The organism is Micromonospora sp. NPDC049903 (genome assembly GCF_044460945.1).
GTDB lineage: Bacteria > Actinomycetota > Actinomycetes > Mycobacteriales > Micromonosporaceae > Micromonospora.
Genome location: NZ_JBITKL010000005.1, coordinates 41,392 through 68,319, shown reverse-complemented (window position 1 = coordinate 68,319; position 26,928 = coordinate 41,392). Strand labels below are relative to the sequence as shown.

Genomic DNA, 26,928 nt, shown 5'->3' with positions numbered 1-26,928 from the left:
TGTGCCTTTTGGTGCCAACGCCACCCTCCCGGGGCACCAGGAACCTTTGCGGCCCGGTTTGGGGGGGGGGGGGGTGCCCCCCCCCCCCCCCCCCCCCCCGGGGGGGGGGGCCCCCCCGGCCCCCCCCCGCCGTTTGCGGTGTCGGTCCTACAGAACGCCCAACTCGCGAGCCGACCGGGCACGGCCGGTCATGGCGACGGTACGGGCGGATCGGGTTGCCTCAGTGCTCGTGGTGGTGCGACCGGCCTGAGGCCGCAACATTCGCACCTTCGACAACGCTTCGTGAAGTAGGTACATGTCGGTGGTTCCGTTCGGCAGGTACAACATCGTGGTCAGCTCTCTCTCGGCCGGCACGCTGCCGGCGGGGTTGGTCCGGTTCGGGAACATGTCAGGCAGCCAGCCGGACCGCGTTGCGCGACGGGGCGAGCCCGTCGGCAGCCAGTCGCGCCTCGGCCTCGACCCGCAGGGCGGCGTCACGGGCGATGTCCTCCTTGCGCGGGCGACCACGGGGCCGCTTGCGCGGGACGACCGCGCCACGCTCGAAGATCTCGCCGCCCCAGACGCCCCAGGGCTCGGCCCGCTCGACCGCACCGGCCAGGCACTCGACGCGCAGCGGGCAGTCCCCGCAGAGCGACTTGGCCAGTTCCAGCTCGGTGGGCGAGTCGGAGAACCACAGGTCGGGGTCGAACTTCCGGCAGGGCAGGTTCGCCTCCATCTCGACGCTCAGGTCGAGCGGGGCCAACGCCAGACTCATCGCCCGGTCACCTCTCTCTCACACTTCGATCTCGTGGATCGCTGTTCCGACGTACTTCGGCGGTGCAAAAAACTGAGGCCGCGGATCCCGGTATGCGGGTTCCGCGGCCTCGAGGTGAGCCGGTGGTCTGTTGGTCAGACCGGTCTACCTCGAGGTGGAACACCGCGGACGTCCATCCGCTTGGTGGCGCCATCGACGCCCTTGCCCGTGAAGCCACTGGTCCCCTGGATCCCGTTCGGCTTCGGTGCGAGGATCAGCTCGGCCTGAACCTCGACCCGGTGCGCCTGCGGAGCCCACGGTCGGGTGGCGACGACGGTCGCCCGAACTTCCGTCGCCGGAACGACGGAGATCAGGGCAGCCGACAGCGGAGCGACGGCAACGGGCAGCGCCGTCGGACGCTGGTTGACGTAGCTCTCCATCGGTGCCACCTCCTTACCTTCACTCGACGATCGACTCGGAACAGATACCCCGTGAGCAGCCCGAACAGGGCCCCCTCGCGAGGTGTGTCCTGAGGCTATGACGGTCGGTGGGGCGAGGGCAAACGAATTAACGGTCAGATTCAGAAAGTTTTCTGAGGGCAGATCTCATCGACCGCCGCACCCCCGACCAGCGCCAGTACGGCCTCCCCGTACAGGCCGAGTTTGCGCGGGCCGATGCCGGCGATCGCGACCAGTTCCTCGGGCCGGGCCGGGCGCCGCTCGGCGAGCGCGACGAGCGTCGCGTCGGTGAAGACCACGTAGGCGGGCACCCGCTGGGCCCCGGCCACCCGGGAGCGCCACTCGCTCAGCCGCTCGTGCAGCTCGTCGTCGATGTCGGACGGGCAGGTGGCGCAGCGGCCCAGCTTCCGGTCCGACCCGGCGAACAGGGTGGTGCCGCAGATCCGGCAGGAGACGATCCGGGTGGCGGCCCGCCGCTGGGCGCCGCGCGCCGGGCCGCCCGAGGCCGCCCGCTCCGTCCCGCCCGGGGCCAGTTGGGGCAGGAACCGGCACGGCCGCCGGGCACGCCCGCCCGGGGAGCGTGCCGAGGCGTACGACAGCCAGAGCCACTGGCGGGCCCGGGTGATGCCGACGTACAGCAGTCGGCGCTCCTCCTCGACCTGCTCGGTGGTGCGCGCGTAGGTGGTGGGCAGGGTGCCCTCGGCGAGCCCGACCAGGAAGACGGCGTCCCACTCCAGGCCCTTTGCGGAGTGCAGCGAGGCCAGGGTCACCCCCTCCACCGTGGGTACGTGCTGCTGGGCCGCCCGCCGGGCCAGTTCGTCGGCGAAGTCGGCGAGGGTGACCGGGCGCTCGACCGTGGCGGCCACCCCGAGCGGCATCAGGTCGGGGGTGGCCGCGTACTCCTCGGCGAGCTGGACCAGCGCGGCCAGCGCCTCCCACCGCTCGCGGGCGGCCCCACCGGGCGGGGGCGCGTCGGGCGCCCACCCGACGGCGGCGAGCGCCTCGACCACCGCCACCGGCAGCGGCGTCTCGCCGGGGATCGACCGGGTGGCCGCGCGCAGCGCCACCATCGCCTGCCGCACCTCGGTCCGCTCGAAGAACCGCTCGGCCCCCTGGACGAGGTACGGCACGCCCGCCTCGGCCAGCGCCTTCTCGTACGCCTCGGACTGCGCGTTGGTGCGGAACAGCACGGCGATCTCGCGCGCCGGGGTGCCGGCGTCGACAAGCGCACGGCAGCGGGCGGCGACCGCGGCGGCCTCGGCCGGCTCGTCGGTGAAGATCCGCCGCTCCGGCTCCGGACCGGGCGGACGCTGGCCCACCAGCTCCAGGCGCAGCCGCGCCTCGGTGCCCCGGGCCTGCGAGATGACCGCGTTGGCGAGCCCGACCACCTGCGGGGTGGACCGGTAGTCACGGACCAGCCGGACCACCGTGGCGCCCCGGTGGCGACGCGGGAAGTCGACCAGGTACGACGACGTCGCCCCGGTGAACGAGTAGATCGTCTGGCTGGCGTCGCCGACCACGGTCACGTCGTCCCGGCCGCCGAGCCAGGCGTCCAGCAGCCGCTGCTGCAACGGGTTGACGTCCTGGTACTCGTCGACGACGAGGTGCCGGTACTGGTTGCGTACCTGTTCGGCGACGTCCGGGTGCTCCTCGATCCCCCAGACCGCGGCGCGGAGCACGTCCTCGAAGTCGATCACACCACCGCTGCGCTTGAGCTTCTCGTACGCGGCGAACACCTCGGCGACCTTGGCCGGCTCGTGCGGCGTCTCGCGCAGCGCCTTCGCCGCCGCCACCACGTACTCCCCCGGCTCGACCAGCGACGACTTGGCCCACTCGATCTCACCGGCGAGGTCCCTCGCTGCGGTCCGGTCGGTCCGCAGGCCGGCCCGGGCCGCGGCGAGGGTGACCAGGCGCACCTTGCTGTCCAGCAGCTCGGGCATGGCCCGCCCGCTCAACAGCCGGGGCGCGAAGTAGCGCACCTGGCGCAGTGCGGCGGCGTGGAAGGTCCGGGCCTGCACGCCGGCCACCCCGAGCGCGGCGAGCCGGTGGCGCAGCTCGGCGGCGGCGCGGGCGGTGAAGGTGACGGCGAGCACGTGCCGGGCGGAGATCTCCCCGGTCAACGCCCGGTGCGCGATCCGCGAGGTGACCGCCCGGGTCTTGCCGGTGCCCGCCCCGGCGAGTACGCAGACCGGACCGGCCGGGGCGGTCACGGCCGAGCGTTGTTCCGGGTCGAGCCCGGTCAGCACGCGTTCGGACGCGGAGTTAACCACCACAGCGGGGAATTGTCGCAGCTCGCTCGGACGTTGCAGCGGTTAGCCTGTGCTGATCTGCGCGAGCAGGCGCGCATGACGTTGGAGGATCTCACCATGCTGACCATGTACTCCACTCCCTGGTGCGGCTACTGCCACCGGCTGAAGTCGCAGCTCGACCGGGAGGGGATCGCCTATCAGGTGGTCGACATCGAGCAGGATCCGGCGGCGGCGGAGTTCGTGATGGGGGTCAACGGCGGCAACCAGACCGTGCCCACCCTGCGTTTCGCCGACGACAGCGCGCTGACGAACCCGTCGATCAACCAGGTCAAGCAGCACCTGGCGAGCATCACCGTCTGACCACGGACGTACCCGCGGCGGCCGGTCCCGATCGGGGCCGGCCGCCGCGTCGTGGTCAGTGGCCGCCCCGGCCGCTCAGCGTCCCGACCGGCGCCGGGTCCCGGTCCTCGGCGGCCGGGCGCGGTGCCGGCACCCGGGTACGCGCCGCCGGTCCGGCCGGCGGGCTCAGCCGACGCCCGGCCCAGAGGTAGCCACCGGCGAGCAGGGTGGCCAGGCCGATCGACACGAAGACCGCCCGGAAGTCGAGCACCCCGACGATCAGCGCGCCCACGCCGACGGAGATCGCCTGCGGGCACCGGATCACCGCCTCCGAGGCCGCCGCGACCCGGCCGATCAGCTCGGGCGGGGTCCGCCGCTGAATCAGCGTGTGCAGGCCGACCAGGGTCAGCGGCAGGGACACCCCGGCCAGCAGCATCGCGGTGAAGCCGAGCCACAGGTTCGGGTACGCCAGCGCCAGTGCCGCCGGGCCGAAGAACGCCACTCCGGCGGCGAGGGTGCCCAGCTCACCGAGTCGCCGTAGGACGGCCGCCGAGCACAACCCGCCGACCAGTCCACCGATGCCCTGCACGGTGACCAGTACGCCGACGAACGCGGCGTCCCGTCCGAGCCCCGAGTCCACGTACGCGAAGATCAGCGACTCGGTGAAGCCCATCACCAGCGAGCCGAGGCCGAAGCCGAGCACCGCCCGCCGCAACGCCGGCTCGCCGGCGAGGTGCCGCAGTCCGGCGACCAGTTCGGCGGAGAGTCGCCGTACCCGGGTGGTGCCGTCGGCCGGGCGGTCCGCGAGCCGATCGGTCGGCCGGGCGGGCGACTCGGCCAGCCGGAGCGTGCCGACCACGGCGGCGGCGACCAGGAAGCCGACCATCCCGACCGCGGCCAGTACCCAGCCGCCGCGCACCGCGTACAGGCCGGCGCCGGCCAGCGGGCCGACCAGCCGCAGACCCTGCCGCACGGTCTGCAACGCGCCGTTGGCCTCACCGAGCAGGTCGGACGGGACCATCTCCTGGATCAGCCGACTGAGCACCGCGCCGACGGTGAGGTTCGACAGGCCGTAGAGCGCGGCCACCGCATAGATGATCCACATGTCGTCCGCGTCCCGCACCGCGAACAGCGGGGTGAGCAGCAACGCCATGGCGACGTTGGTGACCACGAAGAAGGGCTTCCGGGGATACCGGTCGACGAACCAGCCGACCAGCGGCGCGAGGGTCCTCGGCGCGAGGATGACGAAGATGGTGGCACCGGCGAGGCCGTCCGATCCGGTGAGGTCCTTCACCCAGATGGCGAGTGCCAGCAGCAGGATCGACTCTGCGGTCATGCTGGCCAGCAGTCCGCCGAACAGCAGGCGGAAGTCCGGGCGACTCAGGACGGTTCGCATTGATCCCTCCGGGGGTGGCGCGACTCGGGCGCGGTCGGGAACCCGTCCGGGGCGGGGACGCAGATGACGGCGGTCTCGTTCCGGTGTGTCGGGTGTCCGTATTTCTCATGACACGCCCCCGCCGGTACCTCCGGCGCCGGTCGCGACGTCCATACTGGCCGTGGGGGGCGAATTTCATACAGTTACCGTCGCGTCTGCGGCGGTCGACGGAAAAGAGGACACCGTGCCTCCTGCCGCACCCAGTCCGATCCTGCGTCGGCAGCGGCTCGGCCGCGAACTACGCCAGTTGCGCGAGGCCGCCGGGCTCACCGGCGACCAGGTCATCGAGCGTGTCGGCTGGGCCTCCGCGTCGAAGCTGTCCCGACTGGAGAACGGCCGCAGCCGGCCCGACCCGCAGGACGTCCGGGACCTGCTCGACCTGTACGACGCCGACGAGGCACGGCGGGCGGAGCTGCTCGGCATCACCGACGAGGCCGGCGACATGCGCGGCTGGCTCAAGAACTATCCGGCGATGACGCAGCAGCAACGCGGCTTCGCCGAGTTGGAGGCGGGCTGCGTCGAGATCTCCGAGTACAACCCGGTGCTGGTGCCGGGGTTGTTGCAGACCCCGGGGTACGCCCGGGTCCGGCTCTCCTCGGCGTACCAGGTCGGCCGGGAGGCCGGCGATCCGGAGGCCGAGGAGGAGACCGAGACGCAGGTCAAGGCCCGGCAGGCCCGGCAGCGGCTGCTCACCCGGGAACACGACGCGCCCCAGTACACGGCGGTGTTGGAGGAGGCGGCGCTCGGGCACCGGGCCGGGCCGCCCGAGGTGCTCCGGGAGCAGTTGGAGCAGCTCTGCGAGCTGGCCATGCTGCCCAACGTCACGCTGCACGTCCTGCCCAGGGACACGCCGATCGGGCAGTGGTACCTCCCACCGACCGCGTTCTCGGTCTATCGGTTCGCCGATCCACTCGATCCGGAGACGCTCGCCATCGAAGGTGGCTTCACCGACGTCATGTCGACCGACGCAATCGCCCTAAATCACTATAAAGTGGTGTTCAAGTGGCTACGCACGGCGGCACTTTCCGCAACGGATACCCACTCCTGGCTGGTCAAGTCGTCGGAACGGCTGACCGGTCCGGGGGCATCGTCCATTGTGGCCAACGGATCGGCAACGGCGCCGGCCCAACGCCGTGGTTCCTCCGGGAGCCTGACGGAGCGGTGACCGAGGAGGGGACCGCGCTCGGCACGTGCGTCCCCACTCGATCCATCGGTTCACGTCAGGAGCTCAACCATGAACGACATTCGCACCACGCCGTCCGTCCTCGCCCAGCTCGCGCACGCCCCCTGGCGTACCAGCACGCGCAGCCAGACCTCCAACTGCGTGGAGGTCGCACCGCTGGGCACCGGTCCCGCCGCGGTGGCGCTGCGCGACAGCAAGGACCAGGGTGGCCCGGTCCTGCTGTTCAACCGGGCCGGATGGCTGGGCTTCATCTCCGGCGCCAAGAACGGGCAGTTCGACCTGAACTAGTTCGGGCACGTCTCGCGGGGCCGTCGGCACACCACCGGCGGCCCCGTCGTCGTCCACCCCGACCATCCGCTGCCATCCGTCCCGACCACCCCGGTGAGCAGGCATCGGATGATCGGACGGGGCTCAAATCAATCGCCGCGTTTCACTTGCTGAGATGCGGACCGGGCGTACGATGGCCGGGTAGTGACGTGGAACTTCCACGGTTCCACCCGTCGCGGCACATCGGAGACCCACATGCGGTTCCTGATCGTTCGCACCGACATCCGCGCCGTCGTCGACACCGACATCACGGCCGCCTGGGCCGGCGGTCACCGGCTGCGGGACGAGACCACCCGGCCCGAGCCGCGTCGCCAGGTCGTGCACGCCGAAGACCGCGACGCCGCCCTGCACCTCGCCCGCGCCATCGCCACCGTCGGCGCCGTGCGCTCCGGTAAGCAACGGGTCAAGGTGTTGCCGTTGGACGATCCGGCGCGCTGGCGGGCCCGTCCGGGTCCGCCCGACACCTGACCTCCCCACGTCCGTCGTGGTCGACCGGCTCCCCCGCCGTGTTCCTCACCCAGCCGACCACGACGGCCCGTGTCCCCGGCCCGTGGCCGCCGCGGCAACGACGGCCACGGGTCGGGGCCGCACTCCCCCGCACCCCGGCGCGCACCAGCGCACCCGCCGCCGTGCTCGGCGTGGAGGTAAGGAAGGGTCCCCTGCTATGCATCAGGCGTTAGCAGGGGACCCCTCCTTACATCTCAGCAGTGGCCGTCGAACCAGCGGTGGATCAGGAACAGCGCGATCGACGACGGTGGGGGCAGCAGCAGACGGTCGCCTCCGGCGTCCACCTCCCGGCCGGCGAGCGCGGCACCGACCTCCTGCCGGGTGAACCAGCGAGCCTGCGCGATCTCGGCCGGATCGGGCCGGACCGGGTGCTCCGGGTCGGCGGTGGCCAGGAAACCGAGCATCAGCGAGCCCGGGAACGGCCACGCCTGGCTGCCCGCGTACGTGATCTCGCGGACCGGCACACCGACCTCCTCGCGTACCTCCCGCAGCACGGTGGCCTCGGCCGACTCGCCCGGCTCGACGTACCCGGCCAGACAGGAGAACCGGCGCTGCCCCTTCGGGCTGGGCCAGGCGGCGTTGTTGCCCAGCAGGCAGCGCCCGTCGAGACCGTCGACACCGTCGTGCACCAGCACGATCATGGCAGGGTCGGTACGCGGCCACACCCGCTCACCGGAGCCGTCCACCCGGGACCACCCCGCCTCGTCGGTGCGGGTCGGTGCGCCGGTGACCGGGTGGTAGAGGTGCCGCAGATGCCAGTTGGTCAGCGCCAGCGCCGTGGTGAACAGCCCGGCGTCCCGGTCGCTGAGCAGATGCCCGACACCCCGCAGGTGAGCCGACCGGGTGTCCGGGCGCACGGTCAGCGCAGTGTGCACGCAGAAGACCGGCACCCCGTCCGGTTCCACGCCGAGGAACACCGCGTCGGCGGCCAGCGTCGAGGGCAGGTCGTCCGCCGCCACCAGGACCAGTTCCGGCACCGGGGTGTCGGTCCGCACCAGCGCCCGGCCGCCGGCCTCCACGTCGAGCACCAGCACCCGCGCGCCGGACCAGGCCGCCGCCAACCACTGCGGATCGGTACGCCGATGCGCCGCCCGGTCCAGCGTCGAGCGGGCCAGCGGCGGGGCCGCCTCCCCCTGTAGTACCCAGTCGACCGGCTGTCCCCAGCCGTCCGACGGCAACGCCGTGCCGGTGGGCCCGCTCACGGTGTCGCCGGTGTGGTCTGGACCGGGGTCAGCGTGGACAGCGAGGGCTCGATGCGTGCGGCATCACCGAGCACGACGGTGACCGCGCGGGACGGGGCGAGGTAGCGGGCCGCCGCCTCGGTGACGTCGTCGACGCTCGCCTTCGCCAGCCGGGCCGCGTGCTCGGAGAGGAAGTCCAGCCGCAGCCCGCTCCCGGCGTACGCGCTGACGAACGACGCCAGGCCCGCCTGGGTGGCGATGCCGAGCTGGAGCGTGCCGAGGGCGTACTGGCGGGCCTGGTCCAACTCCTCCTGGCCGGGTGGCACGGTGGCCAGCCGGCCCAGTTCGTACGTGGTCTCCAGCAGCGCCGGTGCGGTCACCTCGGTGGCCACCTCGGCGGCGGCCAGCAGCACCGAACCGCCGACCGAGTGCTCGACCATCGAGTGCGGACCGTACGTGTAGCCCTTGTCCTCACGGATGTTCTCCACCCAGCGCGAGGAGAAGTAGCCGCCGAAGATCAGGTTGGCCAGTTGCAGCGCGGCGTGGTCCGGATGGGTACGTGGCACCGCCGGCAACGCCATCCGCATCGACGACTGCACCGAACCGGGCCGGTCGACCAGCAGCAGCGGGCCGGGTTCCAGCGGCGGGACCGGCGGCACCTCGGCCGCGTGCTCGCCGCCCTGCCAGCCGGCGAGCGCCTTCTCGGCGGCGTCCAACGCCCGCTCCGGGTGTACGTCGCCGACCAGCACCAGCACCGCGCCGGCGGGTCGGACCCGCTGGGCGTGCAGCGTGCGCAGGGCGGCCGGACGGACCGCGCGGACCTGCTCGGGCTCCGGGGTCTGGACCGCGTACGGGTGCCGGCCGAAGATCCGCCGCAGCAGCGCGGTCCGGGCCAGATGGGCGGGCTGGCTCCGGGCCACCTGGATGCCGTCCACCAGCCGGTCCCGCTCGACGCCGACCCACTCGGCCGGGTAGTTGGCGCCGGTGACCACGTCGGCGAGGATCTCCAGCATCCGGTCCAGCCCGGTGGCCAGGGCGGTGCCGGAGAGCATCAGTCGGTCCGGGTCGAGCCCGGCGGAGAGCCCGCCGCCGATCCGCTGGAGTTCGGCGGCGATCTGCACGCTGCTCATCGTCTCGGTGCCGGAGAGCAGGGTCTGCGCCAGCAGGTGCCCCCGGGCCAGGTGGGCACGGACGAACGGCATCCAGAGACGCAGCTCCACCAGCGGCACCGCCGGACGGCGTACCACGATCACGGTGAGCCCGTTGTCGAGCGTGCGTTCGGCCTGCCGGGGCAGCTTGAGTCGGCGGGTCGGGCCGAGCGGCGGCAGCGTTCGCGTGGGCGTACTCGTGTTCATGGACGGCCACCTTTCGCGATCACCTCGACGGACGCGCGGCGCTCCGGCCGCAGGGTGGCCGCGGCGGCGCGGACCTGCTCGTCGGTGACCTCACCGACCAGCCGGGGCAGCTCGCCGAGCAGGCCGGGTTCGCCGCGCTGCTGCTCCAGCACCGCCATCCGCAGCGCGCGGGACAACACCGCGTCGGAGTCGCGCAGCAGGTGGGTGGCCATCCGGGCCTGGGTACGGGCCAGCTCGCCGTCGGTGAGGCCGTCCGTGGCGACCCGGTCCAGTTCCTCGTCGACGGTGCGCAGCACCTTGTCGACGTCGCCGCCGGGCGGCAGGTGGGACTGGATCAGCAGGGCGGTCGGGTCGCGGACGTCGAACGGGTCTCCCATGAAGCCCAGGTAGCCGCCGATGCTGGTGACCGTGCGGTCGCGGTGCACCAGCCGCTCGACCAGCCGGGAGGCGTCGCCGTCGGTGAGCACCTCGGCCAGCACCACGAACGGCAGGTAGTCGGCGAAGTTCCCGATCGGGTCGGGCACCCGCCAGCCGGAGGCCACCGCCGGCAGCGGGGCCAGCTTGTCCTCGTACGCGGTGCGCCGCTCGGCGGTCGGCTCCGGCTCGGCGAAGTCCGGCCGGTCCGGCGCCGGACGGGCCGGTACGTCGCCGAAGTGTCGTTCGATCAGCTCGACGGCCTCGGCGGTGTCGATGTCGCCGCTGACCGCGAGCACGGCGTTGCCGCTGGCGTAGTAGCGCCGGAAGAAGTCGGCCGCGTCGGCGACGGTGGCGGACTCCAGGTCGTCGAAGGAGCCGTACCCGTCGTGCGCGTTCGGGAAGGTGTCGAACATGACCGGCGGCAGGGTCAACCAGGGGAACCCGCCGTACGGCCGGTTGAGCACGTTGACCCGGATCTCCTCCTTGACCACGTCCACCTGGTTACGCAGGTTCTCCTCGGTCAGCCGAGGGCCGCGCATCCGGTCGGCCTCCAGGAACAGCGCCCGTTCCAGGGCGTTGCTCGGCAGGGTCTCGTAGTAGTCGGTGTAGTCCAGGTGGGTGGAGCCGTTGAAGGTGCCACCGGCGCCCTGGACGTGCCGGAAATGGGCGAGCTTCTCCAGGTTCTCCGAGCCCTGGAACATCAGGTGCTCGAAGAGGTGCGCGAAGCCGGTCCGTCCCTCGGGCTCGGACCGTATGCCCACGTCGTAGACCACCGCCACGCCGATCACCGGTGCACTGCGGTCGGGCGTCAGGACCACCCGCAGGCCGTTGTCGAGGGTGAACCGCTCGACGGGGTACTTCGCGGCTGGGATTCTCGCTCTGCGCGTCGGCACGGATCCGACCCTAACGCCTCCGCCGAGCCGGGGAGGCGGGTAAGGGCGGCAGGTGTTAGCCGGGGACCCCTGCTATACCCGAGGCGTTAGGAAGGGCCCTTCCTTTCATCGCCGGCTCAACCGGCGGTGCTGCCCGGCCGCGCGGTGGCGGCCGGCCCGTGCAGGTCCACCAGGCCGGACGGGGCCGCCCCGCCCGGCGTGGCGGGCCAGGGAGCGAACGCCACGGCCGTGGCCAGCAGCAGTCCGGCGGCCGCCACCGCGACCACCAGGAGTAGTTCCCGCACCGCCGCCGAACCCACCATGGTCGTTCCTCCCCGAGCTGAGCCGATCCCCCCGGCTCATCCCCCCGCGCCCAGCGTTCCCCAGCCGGGAGGTGGTGACAGTCGTCCACCCGACGGTAGGACGGCTGATTACCGACTCAGGGTTCCGCCAAACCGGCCGTCCGAAATGCGGACGGCCGGGCCGCCTCCGGTCCCAGTGGGTGGCGGAGGCGGCCCGGCCGTCGCGGGTGAACCCGGCAGATCAGAGCGGGCGGATGTTCTCCGCCTGCGGGCCCTTCTGGCCCTGGACGACCTCGAACTCCACGCGCTGGTTCTCGTCCAGGCTGCGGTAGCCGGAGCTCTGGATGGCCGAGAAGTGGGCGAAGACGTCGGCGCCGCCGCCGTCCGGGGTGATGAAGCCGAAGCCCTTGTCAGCGTTGAACCACTTGACGGTGCCAATAGCCATGCTTGTTTCGTCTCCTTGACGGAACGTCGAACCCGCACCTGTTACGGGGTCGAAAGAGTGGAGAGTTCCGGGCGGTTCCCGGAACTTCTGTCGCTGCTGGTCGCCCCGCCCGGAGAGGTCCGGACATAACAAAGAGCGCCTGGGGCCACAATCCGCCAGGCGCAAACAGAGCTGGAACCAAAACTGCAACGCGGGCACAGTACCACGGATTCGGGCCCGCGCTACCCGTCCAGCTCGTTTTCTGGCAGTGAGGTGATCAGGGTGGTGAGGCCGTCGACGTCGAGCAGGTCCGCCGGACGGACGGTCGCCCCGTCCCGCACGTAGTGGAACGCCGCGCCGACCCGGTCGACCGGGACATCGGCCAGCTCGGCCCAGGCCAACCGGTAGACCGCCAACTGCACCGAGGCCACCTCGGCCGCCGCGCCCGAGGGCTGGGCACCGGTCTTCCAGTCGACCACGTCGAACCGGTCGCCGGGGCGGCGGAACACGGCATCCATCCGGCCGCGGACCACCACGCCGCCGATCACCGTCGCGAACGGCACCTCCACCTCGACCGGCGTACGGTCCGCCCACTCGCTGCTCAGGAACCGCCGTTGCAGCTCCGCCAGCGCCTCGTCCGGCGCCGCATCGGCGTCCGCCGCACCCGGCAACTCGTCGGTGTCCAGCAGCCGGTCCGCGCCAAAGCGCTGCTCCAGCCAGGCGTGGAAGGCGGTGCCCCGGCGGGCGTACGGGTTCGGCTCGGTCGGCAACGGCCGGCGCAGCGACCGGGCCAGTGCCGCCGGGTCCCGACGCAACGCGACCAGTTGGGTGACCGACAGGTGCTCGGGCAGCGTCACCTCGATCGGACCGGACAGCCGGCTCAGCTCCGCCCGCTCGGCAAGCAGCAGATCGGCCTCCCGCCGCCACCGGGCCACCTCCGGATCCGGGGCCTCGTCCTCCGGAGCGGCCGGTACGTCGTCGGTCAGGTGACGGCGGACCAGCGACGCCGCCTCGGTCAACGTGGAGCGGCGTACGCCCAGCGGGTCGGCCGGCCACTCGGCCCGGATCACCACCTCGGTGGTCGGGTTCACCGCGTCCGGCGACGGCTCGGGCGCCCACTCGTCCACCAGGTGACCGGCCCCGGCGTCCAGGCAGGCGTCGTGCACCTCGCGCAGCAGCCCGGCCGGGCCGCGCGGACGTTTGGTGCCCTCACCCCACCAGTGGCCGGAACAGAGCAGCAGGCGACGCGGGCGGGTCACCGCGACGTACGCCAACCGGCGTTCCTCCCGCTCGTCGTGCGCCCGCCAGGCGTCGGTGAAGTCCTCCACCGCCCGGGCCACGCCACGCTGGTCGTCCAGATCGGCCAGGGCCAGGTCGGGCAGCCCGTCCGCGTCGCCGCGCAACGGGAACGGCAGCACACCCAGCCCGCCCAGCCAGTGGTCGGAGTTGCGGACCGGCCCCGGCCACACCCCCCGGCTCAGCCCGGCCACCGCGACGACGTCCCACTCCAGCCCCTTGGCCGCGTGCGCGGTGAGGATCTGCACCGCCCCCTCGACCACCTCCACCTCGCCCGGCGCCAGGCCGCGCTCCTCGTCCTCGGCGGCGGCCAGGTAGGCCAGGAAACCGGCGAGCGTGGCGCCCGGCGTCTCCCCGCTGAACCGCGCGGCCACGTCACCCAACGCGTCCAGGTGACTACGCGCCAGGCCGGCGTCACCGGCGCCCTCGCCGCCGGCCCGTACCGCCACCTCCACGTCCAGGCCGGTGGTCCGCTCCACGTCCGCGATCAGCTCCGGCAGCGACTGGTCCAGCCGATACCGCAGCAGACCCAACTCCCGGGCGTACGCGCGCAGCCGCAGATAGCCCTCGGCCGAGTACGCCTGCGCCGGGCCGAGGTCGGCCAGCGCCTCGATCAGCGTCGCCTCGTCCAGGCGGTCCGGCATGATCTCGGCCGTATCGTCGTCGGCGAGCTGGCGACGGGCCGCCGCGATGGCCTTGGCCCGACGGTGCAGCGCGACCAGATCCCGTGGCCCGATCCGCCACCGGGCACCGGTCAGCAGGCGCAACAACGCGGCACCGTCGGTCGGGTCGGCGAGCACCCGCAGCGTGCACACCACGTCGCGGATCTCCGGGGTGTCCAGCAGTCCGCCCAGCCCCACCACCTCGACCGGCAGACCACGCTCCCGCAGCGCCGCCGCGATCACCGGGATCTGGCTGCGCAGCCGGACCAGCACCGCCGTGGTCGGGCGCCGGGTCACCGGAATCTGCTCGGGCAGCACCCCCGGCATCCGTGCCGCACCCCGCCAGGCGGCCAGCACACTGTCGGCGATCCAGTCGGCCTCGTCGGCGTACGTCGCCAGCAACGCGCAGTGCACGGTGCCGGCGGCGGCGCCGCGTGCGCTGCGGTGCGGGATCGGGTCGCGGACGCTGAGTGCCGCGTGCAGCTCCGGCACCTGGGCACCGGCCGCCCGCAACGGGGTGGAGAGCGCGTTCGCCACCGCGAGGATCTCCGGCCGGTTCCGCCAACTGGTGGTCAGCCCGAGCACCCGGGCGGGCTCCCCGTCGGTGCGGGCGAACTCGGTCGGGAAGCGGTCCAGGGTGCCGGCGCTGGCCCCCCGCCATCCGTAGATGGACTGACAGGGGTCACCCACCGCGGTCACCGGGTGCCCGCCGCCGAACAACGCGCCGAGCAGCACCACCTGGGCGTGGCTGGTGTCCTGGTATTCGTCGAGCAGCACCACCCGGTAGCGCCCGCGCTCGATCTCGCCGACGCCGGGATGGTCCCGGGCCACCCGCGCGGCCCGGGCGAGCTGGTCGGCGAAGTCCATCGCCTCGAAGTCGTCCTTGCGCCGGGCGTACGCGCGCACCAGCGGCAGCAACTTCAGGCGGGTCTGCTGGAGCGCGAGCGCCTTGCGCACGTCGGCGTAGACGCGTCCGGGAAGGGACTGCACCTCGGCGAAGAACCGGCCGGTCCACGCGGCGAGGGCGTCCGGGTCGACCAGGTGCTCGTCCAACTCGCCGGAGAGCGCCAGCACCGCGTCGGTGACCGTGCTCGGCATCCGGTCCACCTCGGACATGTCCCCGTCGTAGTTACGCACGATCAGGTCCACGAGCTGCCAGCGGGACGCCTCGGTGAGCAGCCGGGTGGAGGGCTCGTAGCCGGCCCGCAGGCCGTGCTCGGTGACGATCCGCCCGGCGTACGAGTGGTAGGTGGAAATCGTGGGCTCGCCCGCGAAGGGGTCGTCGAGCGGGTCACGTCCGCGCCGCCCCAGCCGGCGCACCAACTGATCGAGCCGGGTACGCACCCGGTGCGCCAGCTCACCGGCGGCCTTGCGGGTGAAGGTGAGACCGAGCACCTGCTCGGGCCGGACGTACGAGTTGGCCACCAGCCAGACCACCCGGGCGGCCATCGTCTCGGTCTTTCCCGAGCCGGCTCCCGCGACCACCAGCAGCGGCTCCACCGGCGCCGCGATGATCGCCGCCTGTTCCCGGGTCGGCGCCGGCAACCGCAGCAGCTTGGCCAGCTCCACCGGCGTGTACCGGGGACCGACGGCGGCCGCCCGGGGCGCCGGTGCCGCAGGGTTGAACAGCGCGGGCTGGGTCATGCTGCCCTCTTCGGAGCTGGCACGCTCACTCCTGGTGTTCCGGTCGCCGGACCGTCGGTGGCTCGACCACCTGCCGTCCCTGCCCGGAGACCGGGCAGCTGGTCCGTACCGGGCAGACCCGGCACTTCGAGTTGGCGACCGCGGCGAAGGTGGCGGCGGCCATCGTATCGGCGGTCCGCCGGACCAGCGCGGTCGCCCAGCCGGCCTCGGGTCCGTCGGTCGAGGCGGCCTGGGCCTGTTCCCGGGCGTCCCGCGCGCCGGTGCCGAGCTGCACCAGCGCCGCACCGCCGGGCTCGTCGCCGTACTCGGCGAACGCCCCCGCCTCCACCGCCGCCTGGTACGCGCCGAGCTGCGGATGCTCGGCCAGGTCCCGCTCGGTCACGGCGGTGGACTTGCCGGTCTTGAGGTCCACCACCACCAGCCGGCCGTCCGCGTCGACCTCCAGCCGGTCCACCCGCCCGACCAGCTCGATCGGCCGGTGCGGGTCGTCCAGGCGTACCGCGAACTCGTGCTCGATCGCGAGCAACCGGCGCGGATTGACGGCCAGCCAGCGCAGCAGCTTGTCCACCATCGCCTCGGCACGGGTCCGCTCCGGCCCGACCATCCACCGCGCGGCCAGCTCGATCGCGTCGAACCGGGCGGCCACGTAGTCCAGCAGCGCACCCCGGTCCGCGCTGGCGTCCTCGGCGAGCATCGCCGCCGCGTGCACCAGGTTGCCGACGCCCTGCGCGGCGCTGGCCGGTGGGCTCCCGCCGTGCCGTTCCAGCAGCCAGCGCAGGCTGCACCGCAGCGCGCTCTCCATCGCCGACGGGGTCACCCGGACCGGATCCCCCTCGTCCACCAGGGGCCGGTCGTCGGAGAGCGGTCGCAACCCCCACCAGTCGTCCGGGTGCGCGCCCGCGACCCCGGCGGCGGCCAGTCGGGCCAGTTCGGCCGCCGCCGCCCGCCGCCGGGCGGTCGACGCCGCCGGATCGGCCACCGCGGTACGCAGCTCCGCCACCAGCGCGGGCAGGGTCAACGCCCGGGGCGGACGGCTCAACGGCAGCGCCCGCGACCCGGCCCGGTCGCCCCGCTCCTGGGCATCGTCCCCGTCCCGGCCCTGCGCTTCATCCTGGCCCTGCGCTTCATCCTGGCCCTGCGCTTCGTCCCGGCCCTGCGGTTCGTCCTGGTCGTCGATCTGCGTCGCTCCGCGCGGCGAGCCGGGAACCGAGGGTTGCGGCGGAGCGGGCGGCGGTGGCCCCTCCGGGGTCGGGGCGGGCCCGTCCCCGGACGGGTCGATCGGCCCGAGTTCGTAGAGGAATCGGCTGGGCTGCTCCTCGTGGTCGTCGCCGCCGACGGCCGCCGAGGCCACCGCGCTGACCAGCAGTCGCCGTCGGGCCCGGGTCACCGCGACGTGGAACAGCCGGCGTTCCTCGTCGAGCAGCGCGGAGGTCTGTCCGACCAGGGTGGCGACCTCACCGGCACCGTCCGCCCGACCGGTCATCACGTCGACCAGGCGTTCCGAGCCGAGCAGACTGCCGCGCAGCCGCAGGTCCGGCCAGACGCCCTCCTGCACCCCGACGACGGCGACCAGATCCCATTCCAGGCCCTTGGCGGCGTGCGCGGTGAGCAGCCGTACCGCGTCGCCCCGGTCGGCGGAGGAGGCGAGCGTGTCGGCGGGCAGCTCTTGGCCGAGCACGTGGTCGAGGAAGACCTCGGTACGCGCGCCCGGCAGCCGGTCGGTGAACCGGGCGGCGGCGTCGAAGAGCACCAGCACCGCGTCCAGGTCCCGGTCGGCCGCCTCGGCCCGGCGCCGCCGGGCCAGGTCCCCCTCGCCGGCCACGGCCGGGCCCCGGGCCAGCGCGGCGGACCACAGCTCGGCCAGCCCGCTGGCCTGCCAAACCGCCCAGAGCACGTCCTCGACGCCGGCGCCCGGCCGACCGGCCGTCCCGCGGGCCACCGCCAGCAGCCCGGCCACCGTCTGCGCCGGCTCGGCCCAGCGCCGCTCCACCCCGGCCAGCTCGGCCGGGTCGCGCAGCGCCTCGACGATCAGCTCACCGGAGGGCCGCCGGTCACCGCCGGCCAGGGCGAGCGCCCGGAGGCCCTGCCGCAGCCGACGCTCCGCCAGCGGGTCGGCACCGCCGAGCGGCGAGTGCAGCAGCGCGACAGCCGCCTCCTCGTCCAGCCGCTCCGGCTCCAACGCGCAGCGCAACAGCAGCAGCAGCGGCGCCACCGCCGGTTGCAGGTGCAACGGCAGGTCCTCACCGTGCACCACGGTCGGTACGCCGGCCGCGTGCAACGCCCGACGCAGCCCGGGCAGTTGCCGACCGGTGGAGCGGACCAGCACCGCCATCCGGGCCCACGGGACGCCGCCGAGCAGGTGTGCCTCCCGCAGCGCATGTGCCAGCCAGGCCGCCTCGCTGGTGGCCGACCGGAAGGTGCGTACCTCGACGCTGCCCGGTGGCGCGTCGGGCAACGGATGCAGCCGGCGGTGCGCCGCCGGACCACGCAACCGCCGGCCGAGCCGGGACGCGGCGGCCAACAGCCGCTCCCCCGCGCGGTAGCTGGTGCTGAGCAGCACCTGTGCGGCCGGCGCGCCGGAGGCGGTGCGGAAGCGGTGCGGGAACGTCGTCACACCGGCCGGATCGGTGCCCCGGAAGGCGTACGTGGAGGAGTCGGGATCGGCGAAGGCGACCAGCGGCGTGCCACCCCCGGCGACCGTGTCCAACAGGTCGAGCTGGGCGGGATCGGTGTCGGCCAACTCGTCGACGTAGACGTACGCCAGGCGACGTCGCTCGGACGCCAGCACCTCGGCGTCGTCGCGCAGCAGACCGGTGGCCGCCCGGACCAGCTCCGCCGGGTCGTACGCGACCGAGCCCCGGTTGGCGACGTCCCGCAGCGCCAGCACCGCCACGTACTCGCGTAGGAAGCGGGCGGCGGCCGGCCAGTCCGCGCGGCCCAGCCGCTCGCCGAGCCGGGCCAGCTCGACCGGGCCGACGCCCCGCTCCGCCGCCCGCATCAGCAGGTCACGGAGCTGGGCGGCGAACGCCCGGGTACGCAGTGCCGGGCGCAACTCCTCCGGCCAGCCGACCGGTTCGTCGCCGGGCTCCTCACCGACCACGTCCAACAACTCGCGGATGATCAGATCCTGTTCCGGCCCGGTGAGCAGCCGAGGCGACGGCTCGCCCCGCTCGGCGGCGGCCCGCCGCAGCAACCCGAACGCGTACGCCGGGAACGTCCGCACCAGCGGCTCACGCACCACCCGCCGGCCGTTCGCGGCGATCCGCGCCTCGATCCGGTGCCGCAGGTCGACGGCGCCCCGGCGACTGAAGGTGAGCACCAGGATCCGCTCCGGATCCACCCCCTCCTCGACCCGGGCGGCCACCGCCTCGACGAGGGTGCGGGTCTTCCCGGTGCCCGGTCCACCGAGGACGAGCATCGGCCCGTCGGTGTGCGCCACGACCTCGGCCTGATTCGTGTCCTCAGGCAGGCCGGCGTGCCGAACCGTGTTCTCAGGCGGCCCGGCGGGCGGAGCTGTGCCCTGGGTCGGCCCCGCAGGCGGAGCTGTGCCCTGGGTCGGCCCGGTGGGCCGACGCACCAACCGGTACGCCTGCATCCCGCCATCCCATCACGGCCCTGCGACACTCCCCGACGCGCCACACCCACCAGCGGACCGGCGCACACCGGCGTCCCCACGCACACCGTCCTCGTCGTGCCACCCGCCGCTCCCGGCCGCCCGTCCCCGCCCGCCCTGAGCCACCCGATGGTGATCGCGCCGGCCGTTCGAGTGGCGTCCCTTCCCCGCCCGCCCGTGAACCGCCCGCCCCGGGCAGTGGAGTGCGACGTTCGGGTGCCACCGCCGCAACCGGCACCTCCCCTGGTCGCCTACTGCCCCCGACCGACACCCCCTGAGTGCCCTTTGCTCTGCTTCACCCGACGCAATGGTTCGGACGAACTTCTGCTGCGTGCGGTAAAGCAGAGCAAAGGCGGCGAGCAGACGGATCCCAGACCGGCCGGCTCAGCCCGAGACGCCGTGACCTGGTGAACGCGGCAGCGCGATCAGGTGAGGGCTGCCTCGATGACGTCGAGGGCGGTGGGAACGGTGTCGGCGACCTGCACGAGGTCGAAGCCGGCGGGCTTGAGGAAGTTCTGGTCGGTGACCGCGCGCAACCAGTCCAGCAACGGGGTGTAGAAGCCGTCGGTGTCCACCACCACCGTCGGCTTGCGGTGCAGGGCCAGGGTGGCGGTGGTCCAGACCTCGAAGAGTTCGTCGAGGGTGCCCAACCCGCCGGGCAGGGTGAGGAACGCGTCCGACTTCTCGACCATGAGGACCTTGCGGCTGGCCATCGAGTCGGTGATCACCAGTTCGTCGGAGGCGACGTCGGCCACCTCCAGGTCGACCAGCACCTGCGGGATGATCCCGACGGTCCGGCCGCCGGCCGCACGAGCCCCCTCGACCAGGGCGCCCATCATGCCGACGCAACCACCGCCGCTGACCAGCGTGTGCCCTCGTCGGGCGAGTTCCGCGCCGGTGGCCTCGGCCAGGTCGAGCCACCGTTGGTCGAGGGTGCGGGACGAGGCGCAGAACACGCAGATCGCGGCCACCTCAGCGCTCCGCCTGCTCGGCCTGCTCCGCCAGTTCGGCCGCCGCCTGCTGGTCCGCCGCGGTACGGGCAACCGCGTCCGCGCGTACCGCCTCCTGCTCGGTGTTGAGCGCGGCCTCGGCCTCCACGATGTGCCGGACCGCCGCGGCGACGTCGTCGGTGACGCAGATCAGCTCCAGGTCGACCGGGCCGATCTTGCCCTCGGCGGCCATCGTGTCGCGCAGCCAGTCGAGCAGCCCCTGCCAGTACTCGGTGCCCATCAGCACCACCGGGAATCGGGTCACCTTGCCGGTCTGCACCAGGGTGAGCGCCTCGAACAGCTCGTCCATGGTGCCGAAGCCGCCGGGCAGCACGACGAACGCCTGGGCGTACTTGACGAACATGGTCTTGCGGGCGAAGAAGTAGCGGAAGTCGATGGCCAGGTCGACCCACTCGTTGATGCCCTGCTCGAAGGGGAGTTCGATGCCGAGGCCGACGGAGTGCCCACCGGCCTCGCTCGCGCCCCGGTTGGCCGCCTCCATCACACCGGGCCCACCCCCGGTGATCACCGCGTAGCCGGCGCGGGCCAGGGCCGCGCCGAGCGCCTCGGCGAGCTGGCACTCCGGGCTGTCCGGCTTGCTCCGGGCGCTACCGAAGACGCTGACCGCGGGCGGCAGGTCGGCGAGGGTGTCGAAGCCTTCGACGAATTCGGAGAGTATCCGTAGCGCCCGCCAAGCGTCCTTGGTCTTCCAGTCCGCGCGGGTCCGGGAGTCCAGCAGTCCCTGGTCCGCTGTGCTGGTGGTGATCGCCTGGCGGCGCAGTGTGACGGCGCCGCGGTGCCGCTCCCGTCCTGGTTCGCGGCGGTTGCTCTGAGTCATGGGAGCAACCGTAGTGGAGTTCGGCCGGGGTGCCCGGCAAACACTTCGTGATCTTGTGCAACCAATTCGCTTTCCCGTACGTCTTACTATTCACATACCGGGTATGCCCGGCGCGCAGGCTTCGGGGGAGGAGACAGCGTGATCAGTAGCAACGAACGGATCCGGATGAGGCGTCAGATGCAGCGGCGCATCCGCGACGTGGTGGCCGAGCGTCGCCGCACCCGCCTGCTCGAAGACCCACCCGAGCCTCCTGCGGAGTCCGCGCCCGACGCGGCGCTCACCCGCGTCTAGAGCACGTCGCCGCCACACCCCGAGCCCTGTCCCCCGCGTCCGGTCACGCGGTCGGGCGGGCGTCGCCGCACCGCCGCCCGCACGACCGGACGTGGGAGCCCGCCGGATCAGGCGGAGGCGAGCCAGCGGTGCAGGGTGGCGGCACCGTCACGGATCTTGCCGATCTCGACGTGCTCGTCCGGGTGGTGAGCGAGGTTGGGATCGCCCGGACCGAAGTTGAGCGCCGGGATCCCCATCGCCGCGAAGCGGGCCACGTCGGTCCACCCCAGCTTGCCGATCGGCGCGGCACCCACCGCCGCCAGGAACTCCTGGGCGGGCGGGGCCTCCAGACCGGGCAGCGCGCCGGCCGCGCAGTCGGTCACCGTCACCTCGTACCCGGCGAGCACCTCGCGCAGGTGCGCCTCCGCCTCGGCCGGCGTACGGTCCGGCGCGAACCGGTAGTTGACCTCGATCTCGCACCGGTCCGGCACCACGTTGCCGGCCACCCCGCCGTTGATCCGCACCGCGTTCATGCCCTCGCGGTAGTCGCACCCGTCGATGGTCACCCGTCGCGCCTGGTACTCCGCCAGCCGCCGCAGCACCTCACCGGCACCGTGGATCGCGTTGACGCCGTGCCAGGCGCGCGCGGAGTGAGCCCGTACGCCGGTGGTGACCACCCTCGCCCGCATGGTGCCCTGGCAGCCCGCCTCGACGATCCCGTACGTCGGTTCGAGCAGCAGGGCGAAGTCGGCCGTCAACCACTCCGGGTACGCCTCGGCCACCAGCCGCAGGCCGTTGTACTGGGACTCGATCTCCTCGGCCTCGTAGAAGAAGTACGTCACGTCGTAACGCGGCTCGGGCAGGGTGGCCGCGAGGTGCAGCGCGTAGGCGACCCCGGACTTCATGTCCGAGGTGCCGCAGCCGTACATCAGGTCGCCGCGCAGCGTGGACGGGAAGTTGTTGTTCAACGGCACGGTGTCCAGGTGACCGGCCAACACCACCCGGGACGCCCGCCCCAGGTCGGTACGCGCCATCACCGTGTTGCCGTGCCGGTAGGTGGCCAGGTGGGGCAGCTTCCGCAGCACCTCTTCGACGCAGTCGGCGATGGCCTTCTCGTTGAGCGAGACCGACTCGATGTCGACCAGAGCGCGGGTCAACGCCACCGGATCGGCGAGGACCTCGGGGGTAAGCGGGTTCTCCATGGTCCGCACGGTACCGTCACAACCGGCGACCGCGAGACGCGAGCCCGCGAGCCCTTCGCCGAAGCGCGAGGAGTGAGCTCGCCCACCCCGCAGTCGCGAGCAGCAGCCAGCGCAGCATGCGAGCGAGAGGTGAGTAAGTGACGTCCACAGAATCCGCGTGGGGCATCGGCCTGGCCACCGTGACCGCCGACGACCAGGTGCTCGACACCTGGTATCCGACCGGCAAGCTGGGCCTCGGCGAGCTGCCGCTGGTCCCCGGCGAGGACCAGGCCGACGTGCTGGACCTTCCGCCGGGCGCGATCGGCGACCGGGCCCTGCCGGGTCTGCGTACCGTCCAGGTGATCACCGTGATCGGCTCGCTGGACGACCCGATCAAGGACGCCAGTGACGCGTACCTGCGACTGCATCTGCTCTCCCACCGCCTGGTGCGGCCCAACGAGCTCAACCTCGACGGCGTCTTCGGCAAGCTGGCCAACGTGGCCTGGACCTCCGCCGGGCCGTGCCCGCCGGAGCGGGTCGACGAGCTGCGCGTCATCGAGCGGGCCGCCGGCCGGCACCTGGCCGTGTACGGGGTGGACAAGTTCCCCCGGATGACCGACTACGTGGTGCCCTCGGGCGTCCGGATCGCCGACGCCGACCGGGTACGCCTCGGCGCCCACCTCGCCTCCGGCACCACCGTGATGCACGAGGGCTTCGTCAACTTCAACGCCGGCACGCTCGGCACCTCCATGGTCGAGGGCCGGATCGTGCAGGGCGTGGTCGTCGGCGACGGCTCCGACATCGGCGGCGGCGCCTCCATCATGGGCACGCTGTCCGGCGGCGGCACCGACAAGGTACGCATCGGCGAGCGCAGCCTGATCGGGGCGAACGCGGGTGTCGGCATCTCGCTGGGCGACGACTGCGTGGTCGAGGCGGGGTGCTACATCACCGCCGCCTCGAAGCTCGCTCTGCCGGACGGCCGGGTGGTCAAGGCCCGCGAGCTGTCCGGGGTCGACGGGCTGCTGTTCTGGCGCAACTCGATCACCGGTGGGCTGGAGGCCCGGCCGCGTACCGGTCAGGGCATCACCCTGAACGCCGCCCTGCACGCGAACGACTGAGGTTCTGCGTAGCGGTCTGTGTGTAAGGAAGGGTCCCCTACTAACGCCTGGTGCATAGCAAGGGACCCTTCCTTACATCTGTGCGGAGCGGGTGGGGCCGGGCGTCGGCGTCGGCCCCACCGGGTGGATCACTTCAGGCGGTAGGCCTGGATGATCCGCTGGGTCACCGTGCTGCCGTCGCTGTCCCGGGCGGTGCCCCGCAGGGACACGTGGCCGGTGCCCTTCGGGTGCTTCACGGTGGCCTGCCACCCGCTACCGGTCTTCGTCACCCGGGCCCGCTGCCAGGTCCGGCCACCGTCGTAGGAGACCTCGACGGCCACCGAGGTGGTCCGCGCCGACGGCGCACCGGGCTGCCGCTGCACCTGGACCGGGATCACGAAGGACCGACCGGCCGGGGCCGTGTGCGCCCCGTCGAGCCGAGGCGTGAACCTGATCGCCGCGGCGGGCAACGCCACCGGATCGTCGCCCCGGACGTGCCGGGACCGGAAGGTCCAGGTGGCGGCGACCTCCGTGCTCAGATCCGTGAAGCTGCGCTTCACCGAGGTCTCCATCCGGTACGTCGCCGTCCCGGCCGGCACCTCGAAGTCGCCCCAGCCGTTGTCCGGGCTCTCGCCGACCAGCTTGCCGTTGCGGTAGAGCGCGGTACGCGAGGTGTCCGCCACCGAAGCCCCGTGGTGCCCCGCGGCGTCCCCGTGCAGCGGCACTGCCAGGCTGATCACGTCACCCTGCCGGGTGAGCCCCTCCCCCGGCCACTGCGGCACCGCGAACGACGGCCCGTAGGGAGCGCTGTTCCAGGTGTCCTGGTACTTCTTCCCCGGACGGTAGGCCGTCGGGTCCGAGAAGAGGAAGGCCACCCCGACCGGCCACCCGTCGTCGGACGGTACGCCGAAGGTCAGGTCACCGTTCCAGCGGATGCCCTCGGTGCTGTAGTACTCGACCCGGCTGCCGGGGGCCTCGGTGGGCAGAACGATCGCCCAGCCGCCGACGTTCACCTCGTGGACCGGATAGACGGCCCGTTCGGCGACGGTGTCCGGGTACCCGCTGCGGAACTTCTGCGTGACGGTGGCCAGGTCACCGCTGCGGTAGTGCCGGATCAACCCGGTCGGCATCCGGCCGGGGCTGCTCTCCGACAGGGCGTAGAGGTAGGGGCTGTTCTCCGCCTCCAGGTCCGCCCACTGGCTGCTGACCGTGCCGAGGAACCTCTTCGGCGAGACGGGTCGGCCGAGCTGTCCGATGCTGATGCCGGTGAAGTCGAAGGAGAGCAGACCGTAGCCAGCGCCGCCGTCCTCCAGGATGAAGTTCGCGCCGATGTCCACCAGGGCCGGCGTCGCCGATCGTTGCGGCACGGTCATCCGGACCGGCTTGGCCCGGCGGGCGTCGACGGTGATCGTGGTGTCCTTCGTGACGGTCAGCTCCGGCTGGACGAGGAACGCGGACTCCTCGGTCTCCATGTCGAACAGGTAGCTGTTCAATCCGTACCGGCCCTTGGGCACCCGGATCTCGGCGGTGCCGGACGGGTCGTACGCGAAGTAGTCGGCGAAGTCGTCCAGGTTGAGCAGTGAGGTGCTGTAGTCCTCCGCCGCCGTACCGTCGGAACCGAGGTGCCGCAACGCTACGGTGTAGCTCTCCACCTCCTTGTGGACTGCCAGCGGGGTGAGGGCCACGGTGTCGCCGGCACGGGCCACGATCCGGCCGGTGTAGTGACCGTCCGGGCCGTCGACGCTGGTGTCGGTCGTGACGGTGGCCGACGCGGTGCCCCCTGCGGGCACCACGACGCTGCTCGTGCTCAGCGCGAACATGCCGGCCGGGGCCGACGTCCCGCCCGGGCCGGTGATGTCGAGGGCGAGATCCAGGGTGAGCGCGGTGCTGCCGGTGTTGTGCCAGCTCACCTCGCGGGTGATGGGATCGTCGTCGTCGTGCGGCCAGAACGTCCGACCGAACGACACGCTCGCCGGCTCGCTGGTCACCTGCTGGGTGATCGCCCTCGCCACGTCGACCCGACCGGCGCCCTGCTGGTAGGCGGTCAGCTCCGGATGCGGCGCGGCGGAGGACATCAGGGTGGCCTTGAGCTGGGCTGCCGTGGCGTCACCGCGCTGCTGGGCGAGCAGCGCCGCCGCACCGGCGACGTGCGGCGCGGACATCGAGGTGCCGGAGAGCGAGACGTACTGCTCGCCGACCGGATCGCCGAGCAGCGTGCCCTCGCCCCGGGCGGCGACGATGTCCACCCCCGGCGCGGTGATGTCCGGCTTGAGCGCGTCGTCGCCGACCCGCGGACCCTGGCTGGAGAAGAAGGCGAGTTCGTCGTCCCGGTCGACGGCGCCGACCGCGAGGGCCGCGTCCGCGCTGGCCGGTGAGCCGACCGAACCGGCCCGGCCGCTGTTGCCGGCCGAGATCACGAAGAGTGCACCGGTCTGCGCGGTCAGCGTGTCGACCGCCAGTTCCAGCGGGTCGACCTGCGGGCTGTCCGTCCCGCCCAGGCTCAGGTTGATCACGTCGGCCTGCTGGTCGACGGCGGCCCACTGCATCCCGGCCAGGATGGCGGAGTCGGGGCAGCCGTACTCCTCGCAGACCTTGCCGTCGAGCAGCGTCGCCTCCGGGGCGACCCCTCGGTTACGGCCCCCGGACGCGGCGCCGCTGCCGGCGATGATCGAGGCGACGTGGGTCCCGTGCCCGACGATGTCGCCGGGGTTCTCCTCCTCGGTGAAGTTCACCGCCGCGCCGACCCGCCCGACCAGGTCGGGATGCGCGGCGTCGACACCGGTGTCCAGCACCGCCACCCGTACGCCCCGACCGGTGTAGCCGGCCTGATGGGCGGCGGGCGCACCGATCTGCGGCACGCTGTGCTCCAGGGTCAGCTGCCGCCTGCCGTCGAGCCAGAGCCGCTCGACACCCCCCGCCGCGTCGATCCGCGCACTGCCACCGGCCAGGGTGGCCCAGAGTCGGCCCGACTCCTGCTTGTCCAGGGTGGCCGCGACGCCGCCGATGGCGGCCAGGTCGCGGGTGACGGTCACCCCGTCGGGCGCACCGGTACGCCGCGCCGTGCCCTCCGGGTAGGTCATCAGCAGCGGCAGGTCGGCGCGGTGACGGTCGTCGTAGCCGGCGGCGATCAGCCCGGTCACGTCGAAGAGACGCCGGTCGACCCGGCCCGACTGGATCAGCGACAGGGCGTCCTGCGGCACGACCCAGAGGTGGTCCTGCTGTCGTTGGGTGAGGAAGCGGATCCCGGTGCGGCCCTCGGCCGGGCGGACGCTCGCCCCGCCGGAGGGGCTCACCGTGACGCGGTCACCCGTGATCAGGGTGACGGTGGTGTGTCCGGCCGACGCCGGACGGGCGTCGGACGACGGGGTGGACCCCGGCGCGGCGGCTGGGGACGGACCGGCGGTGGCCGTGCCCGGTACGCCGAGCACGAGGCCCAGCACCAGCCCGATGGCGGTCAGTTTGCTTCTGCGAGGCAACCGAACCCTCCTCCTGGGTTGTCTTATCGATGTGGTTCACATCGACACCTGTCAGGATTGCATACCGAGTATGCACAAAG

General features: G+C 72.8%; 21 protein-coding genes. 6 read left to right on the top strand and 15 right to left on the bottom strand.

Going from position 1 to position 26,928, the window contains the following annotated elements; genetic code table 11:
• Positions 1-388 precede the first annotated feature (388 nt).
• From ACIBO1_RS11630 to ACIBO1_RS11620, 3 genes are all read right to left on the bottom strand, one after another.
• Positions 389-754: a WhiB family transcriptional regulator gene (locus ACIBO1_RS11630; protein ID WP_350692611.1), complete on the bottom strand. Its 366-nt coding sequence runs from the start codon at positions 752-754 to the stop codon at positions 389-391.
• A 134-nt stretch (positions 755-888) separates the two neighbouring features.
• Complete coding sequence (locus ACIBO1_RS11625; RefSeq protein WP_396744338.1) at positions 889-1,173, bottom strand: hypothetical protein; 285 nt, start codon at positions 1,171-1,173, stop codon at positions 889-891.
• 140 nt (positions 1,174-1,313) lie between these two features.
• Entirely contained in the window at positions 1,314-3,464 is a 2,151-nt protein-coding gene (locus ACIBO1_RS11620) for an ATP-dependent DNA helicase UvrD2 (RefSeq protein WP_396744335.1), read from the bottom strand.
• Positions 3,465-3,557: 93 nt separating this feature from the next.
• On the opposite strand from ACIBO1_RS11620, the gene ACIBO1_RS11615 reads away from it, so the two are divergent.
• Positions 3,558-3,800: a mycoredoxin gene (locus ACIBO1_RS11615; protein WP_176096007.1), complete on the top strand. Its 243-nt coding sequence runs from the start codon at positions 3,558-3,560 to the stop codon at positions 3,798-3,800.
• 55 nt (positions 3,801-3,855) lie between these two features.
• On the opposite strand, the gene ACIBO1_RS11610 is transcribed toward ACIBO1_RS11615, so the two are convergent.
• Positions 3,856-5,175, bottom strand: a complete 1,320-nt coding sequence (locus tag ACIBO1_RS11610; protein WP_396744332.1) for an MFS transporter — start codon at positions 5,173-5,175, stop codon at positions 3,856-3,858.
• Positions 5,176-5,398: 223 nt separating this feature from the next.
• Between ACIBO1_RS11610 and ACIBO1_RS11605 the strand changes: the two genes are divergently transcribed.
• From ACIBO1_RS11605 to ACIBO1_RS11595, 3 genes are all read left to right on the top strand, one after another.
• A complete protein-coding gene (locus tag ACIBO1_RS11605; RefSeq protein ID WP_396744329.1) occupies positions 5,399-6,379 on the top strand; it encodes a helix-turn-helix domain-containing protein in 981 nt (326 codons plus the stop codon).
• A gap of 69 nt (positions 6,380-6,448) precedes the next feature.
• Entirely contained in the window at positions 6,449-6,685 is a 237-nt protein-coding gene (locus ACIBO1_RS11600) for a DUF397 domain-containing protein (RefSeq protein ID WP_131053856.1), read from the top strand.
• A 234-nt stretch (positions 6,686-6,919) separates the two neighbouring features.
• Entirely contained in the window at positions 6,920-7,192 is a 273-nt protein-coding gene (locus ACIBO1_RS11595) for a hypothetical protein (RefSeq protein WP_396744325.1), read from the top strand.
• Positions 7,193-7,425: 233 nt separating this feature from the next.
• Here the strand turns inward: ACIBO1_RS11595 and nudC are convergent, their stop codons facing one another.
• The 9 genes from nudC to ACIBO1_RS11550 form a co-directional block, all read right to left on the bottom strand.
• Positions 7,426-8,409 (bottom strand): NAD(+) diphosphatase, encoded by a 984-nt coding sequence (gene nudC, locus ACIBO1_RS11590; protein ID WP_396744784.1) that lies wholly within the window; start codon positions 8,407-8,409, stop codon positions 7,426-7,428.
• A 20-nt stretch (positions 8,410-8,429) separates the two neighbouring features.
• Complete coding sequence (locus ACIBO1_RS11585) at positions 8,430-9,767, bottom strand: M16 family metallopeptidase (RefSeq protein WP_396744322.1); 1,338 nt, start codon at positions 9,765-9,767, stop codon at positions 8,430-8,432.
• Positions 9,764-11,077, bottom strand: coding sequence for a M16 family metallopeptidase (locus ACIBO1_RS11580; RefSeq protein WP_396744319.1), 1,314 nt, complete (start codon positions 11,075-11,077; stop codon positions 9,764-9,766). The genes ACIBO1_RS11585 and ACIBO1_RS11580 overlap by 4 nt, the downstream gene beginning before the upstream one ends.
• A gap of 116 nt (positions 11,078-11,193) precedes the next feature.
• On the bottom strand, positions 11,194-11,379 hold the full coding sequence (locus ACIBO1_RS11575; protein ID WP_396744317.1) for a hypothetical protein: 186 nt from the start codon (positions 11,377-11,379) through the stop codon (positions 11,194-11,196).
• A gap of 220 nt (positions 11,380-11,599) precedes the next feature.
• Positions 11,600-11,803 carry a cold-shock protein gene (locus ACIBO1_RS11570; protein WP_013735772.1) on the bottom strand — a complete coding sequence of 68 codons (204 nt, stop codon included), beginning with the start codon at positions 11,801-11,803 and terminating at the stop codon, positions 11,600-11,602.
• A 221-nt stretch (positions 11,804-12,024) separates the two neighbouring features.
• Entirely contained in the window at positions 12,025-15,384 is a 3,360-nt protein-coding gene (locus ACIBO1_RS11565; RefSeq protein ID WP_396744314.1) for an ATP-dependent helicase, read from the bottom strand.
• 25 nt (positions 15,385-15,409) lie between these two features.
• Complete coding sequence (locus ACIBO1_RS11560; RefSeq protein WP_396744312.1) at positions 15,410-18,979, bottom strand: ATP-dependent helicase; 3,570 nt, start codon at positions 18,977-18,979, stop codon at positions 15,410-15,412.
• A 443-nt stretch (positions 18,980-19,422) separates the two neighbouring features.
• A complete protein-coding gene (locus tag ACIBO1_RS11555; RefSeq protein WP_396744309.1) occupies positions 19,423-19,968 on the bottom strand; it encodes a TIGR00730 family Rossman fold protein in 546 nt (181 codons plus the stop codon).
• Position 19,969: 1 nt separating this feature from the next.
• Positions 19,970-20,824, bottom strand: a complete 855-nt coding sequence (locus ACIBO1_RS11550) for a TIGR00730 family Rossman fold protein (RefSeq protein ID WP_396744306.1) — start codon at positions 20,822-20,824, stop codon at positions 19,970-19,972.
• A 138-nt stretch (positions 20,825-20,962) separates the two neighbouring features.
• Between ACIBO1_RS11550 and ACIBO1_RS11545 the strand changes: the two genes are divergently transcribed.
• Positions 20,963-21,115: a hypothetical protein gene (locus tag ACIBO1_RS11545; RefSeq protein ID WP_350692631.1), complete on the top strand. Its 153-nt coding sequence runs from the start codon at positions 20,963-20,965 to the stop codon at positions 21,113-21,115.
• A gap of 107 nt (positions 21,116-21,222) precedes the next feature.
• On the opposite strand, the gene dapE is transcribed toward ACIBO1_RS11545, so the two are convergent.
• Entirely contained in the window at positions 21,223-22,296 is a 1,074-nt protein-coding gene (dapE, locus tag ACIBO1_RS11540) for a succinyl-diaminopimelate desuccinylase (protein WP_396744303.1), read from the bottom strand.
• Between the two features lie 137 nt (positions 22,297-22,433).
• Between dapE and dapD the strand changes: the two genes are divergently transcribed.
• Positions 22,434-23,393, top strand: a complete 960-nt coding sequence (gene dapD, locus ACIBO1_RS11535; protein ID WP_396744300.1) for a 2,3,4,5-tetrahydropyridine-2,6-dicarboxylate N-succinyltransferase — start codon at positions 22,434-22,436, stop codon at positions 23,391-23,393.
• A gap of 128 nt (positions 23,394-23,521) precedes the next feature.
• Here the strand turns inward: dapD and ACIBO1_RS11530 are convergent, their stop codons facing one another.
• The gene (locus ACIBO1_RS11530; protein WP_396744297.1) at positions 23,522-26,848 is read right to left on the bottom strand and encodes a S8 family serine peptidase; all 3,327 of its coding nucleotides are present in this window, start codon (positions 26,846-26,848) and stop codon (positions 23,522-23,524) included.
• Positions 26,849-26,928: the final 80 nt, after the last annotated feature.

Coding starts and splice junctions, on each gene's coding strand:
- ACIBO1_RS11560 (WP_396744312.1), bottom strand. CDS start 18,979: ATGCAGGCGTACCGGTTGGTGCGTCGGCCCACCGGGCCGACCCAGGGC.
- ACIBO1_RS11625 (WP_396744338.1), bottom strand. CDS start 1,173: ATGGAGAGCTACGTCAACCAGCGTCCGACGGCGCTGCCCGTTGCCGTC.
- ACIBO1_RS11600 (WP_131053856.1), top strand. CDS start 6,449: ATGAACGACATTCGCACCACGCCGTCCGTCCTCGCCCAGCTCGCGCAC.
- ACIBO1_RS11610 (WP_396744332.1), bottom strand. CDS start 5,175: ATGCGAACCGTCCTGAGTCGCCCGGACTTCCGCCTGCTGTTCGGCGGA.
- ACIBO1_RS11595 (WP_396744325.1), top strand. CDS start 6,920: ATGCGGTTCCTGATCGTTCGCACCGACATCCGCGCCGTCGTCGACACC.
- ACIBO1_RS11615 (WP_176096007.1), top strand. CDS start 3,558: ATGCTGACCATGTACTCCACTCCCTGGTGCGGCTACTGCCACCGGCTG.
- ACIBO1_RS11575 (WP_396744317.1), bottom strand. CDS start 11,379: ATGGTGGGTTCGGCGGCGGTGCGGGAACTACTCCTGGTGGTCGCGGTG.
- ACIBO1_RS11570 (WP_013735772.1), bottom strand. CDS start 11,803: ATGGCTATTGGCACCGTCAAGTGGTTCAACGCTGACAAGGGCTTCGGC.
- ACIBO1_RS11550 (WP_396744306.1), bottom strand. CDS start 20,824: ATGACTCAGAGCAACCGCCGCGAACCAGGACGGGAGCGGCACCGCGGC.
- dapE (WP_396744303.1), bottom strand. CDS start 22,296: ATGGAGAACCCGCTTACCCCCGAGGTCCTCGCCGATCCGGTGGCGTTG.
- ACIBO1_RS11630 (WP_350692611.1), bottom strand. CDS start 754: ATGAGTCTGGCGTTGGCCCCGCTCGACCTGAGCGTCGAGATGGAGGCG.
- ACIBO1_RS11585 (WP_396744322.1), bottom strand. CDS start 9,767: ATGAACACGAGTACGCCCACGCGAACGCTGCCGCCGCTCGGCCCGACC.
- ACIBO1_RS11565 (WP_396744314.1), bottom strand. CDS start 15,384: ATGACCCAGCCCGCGCTGTTCAACCCTGCGGCACCGGCGCCCCGGGCG.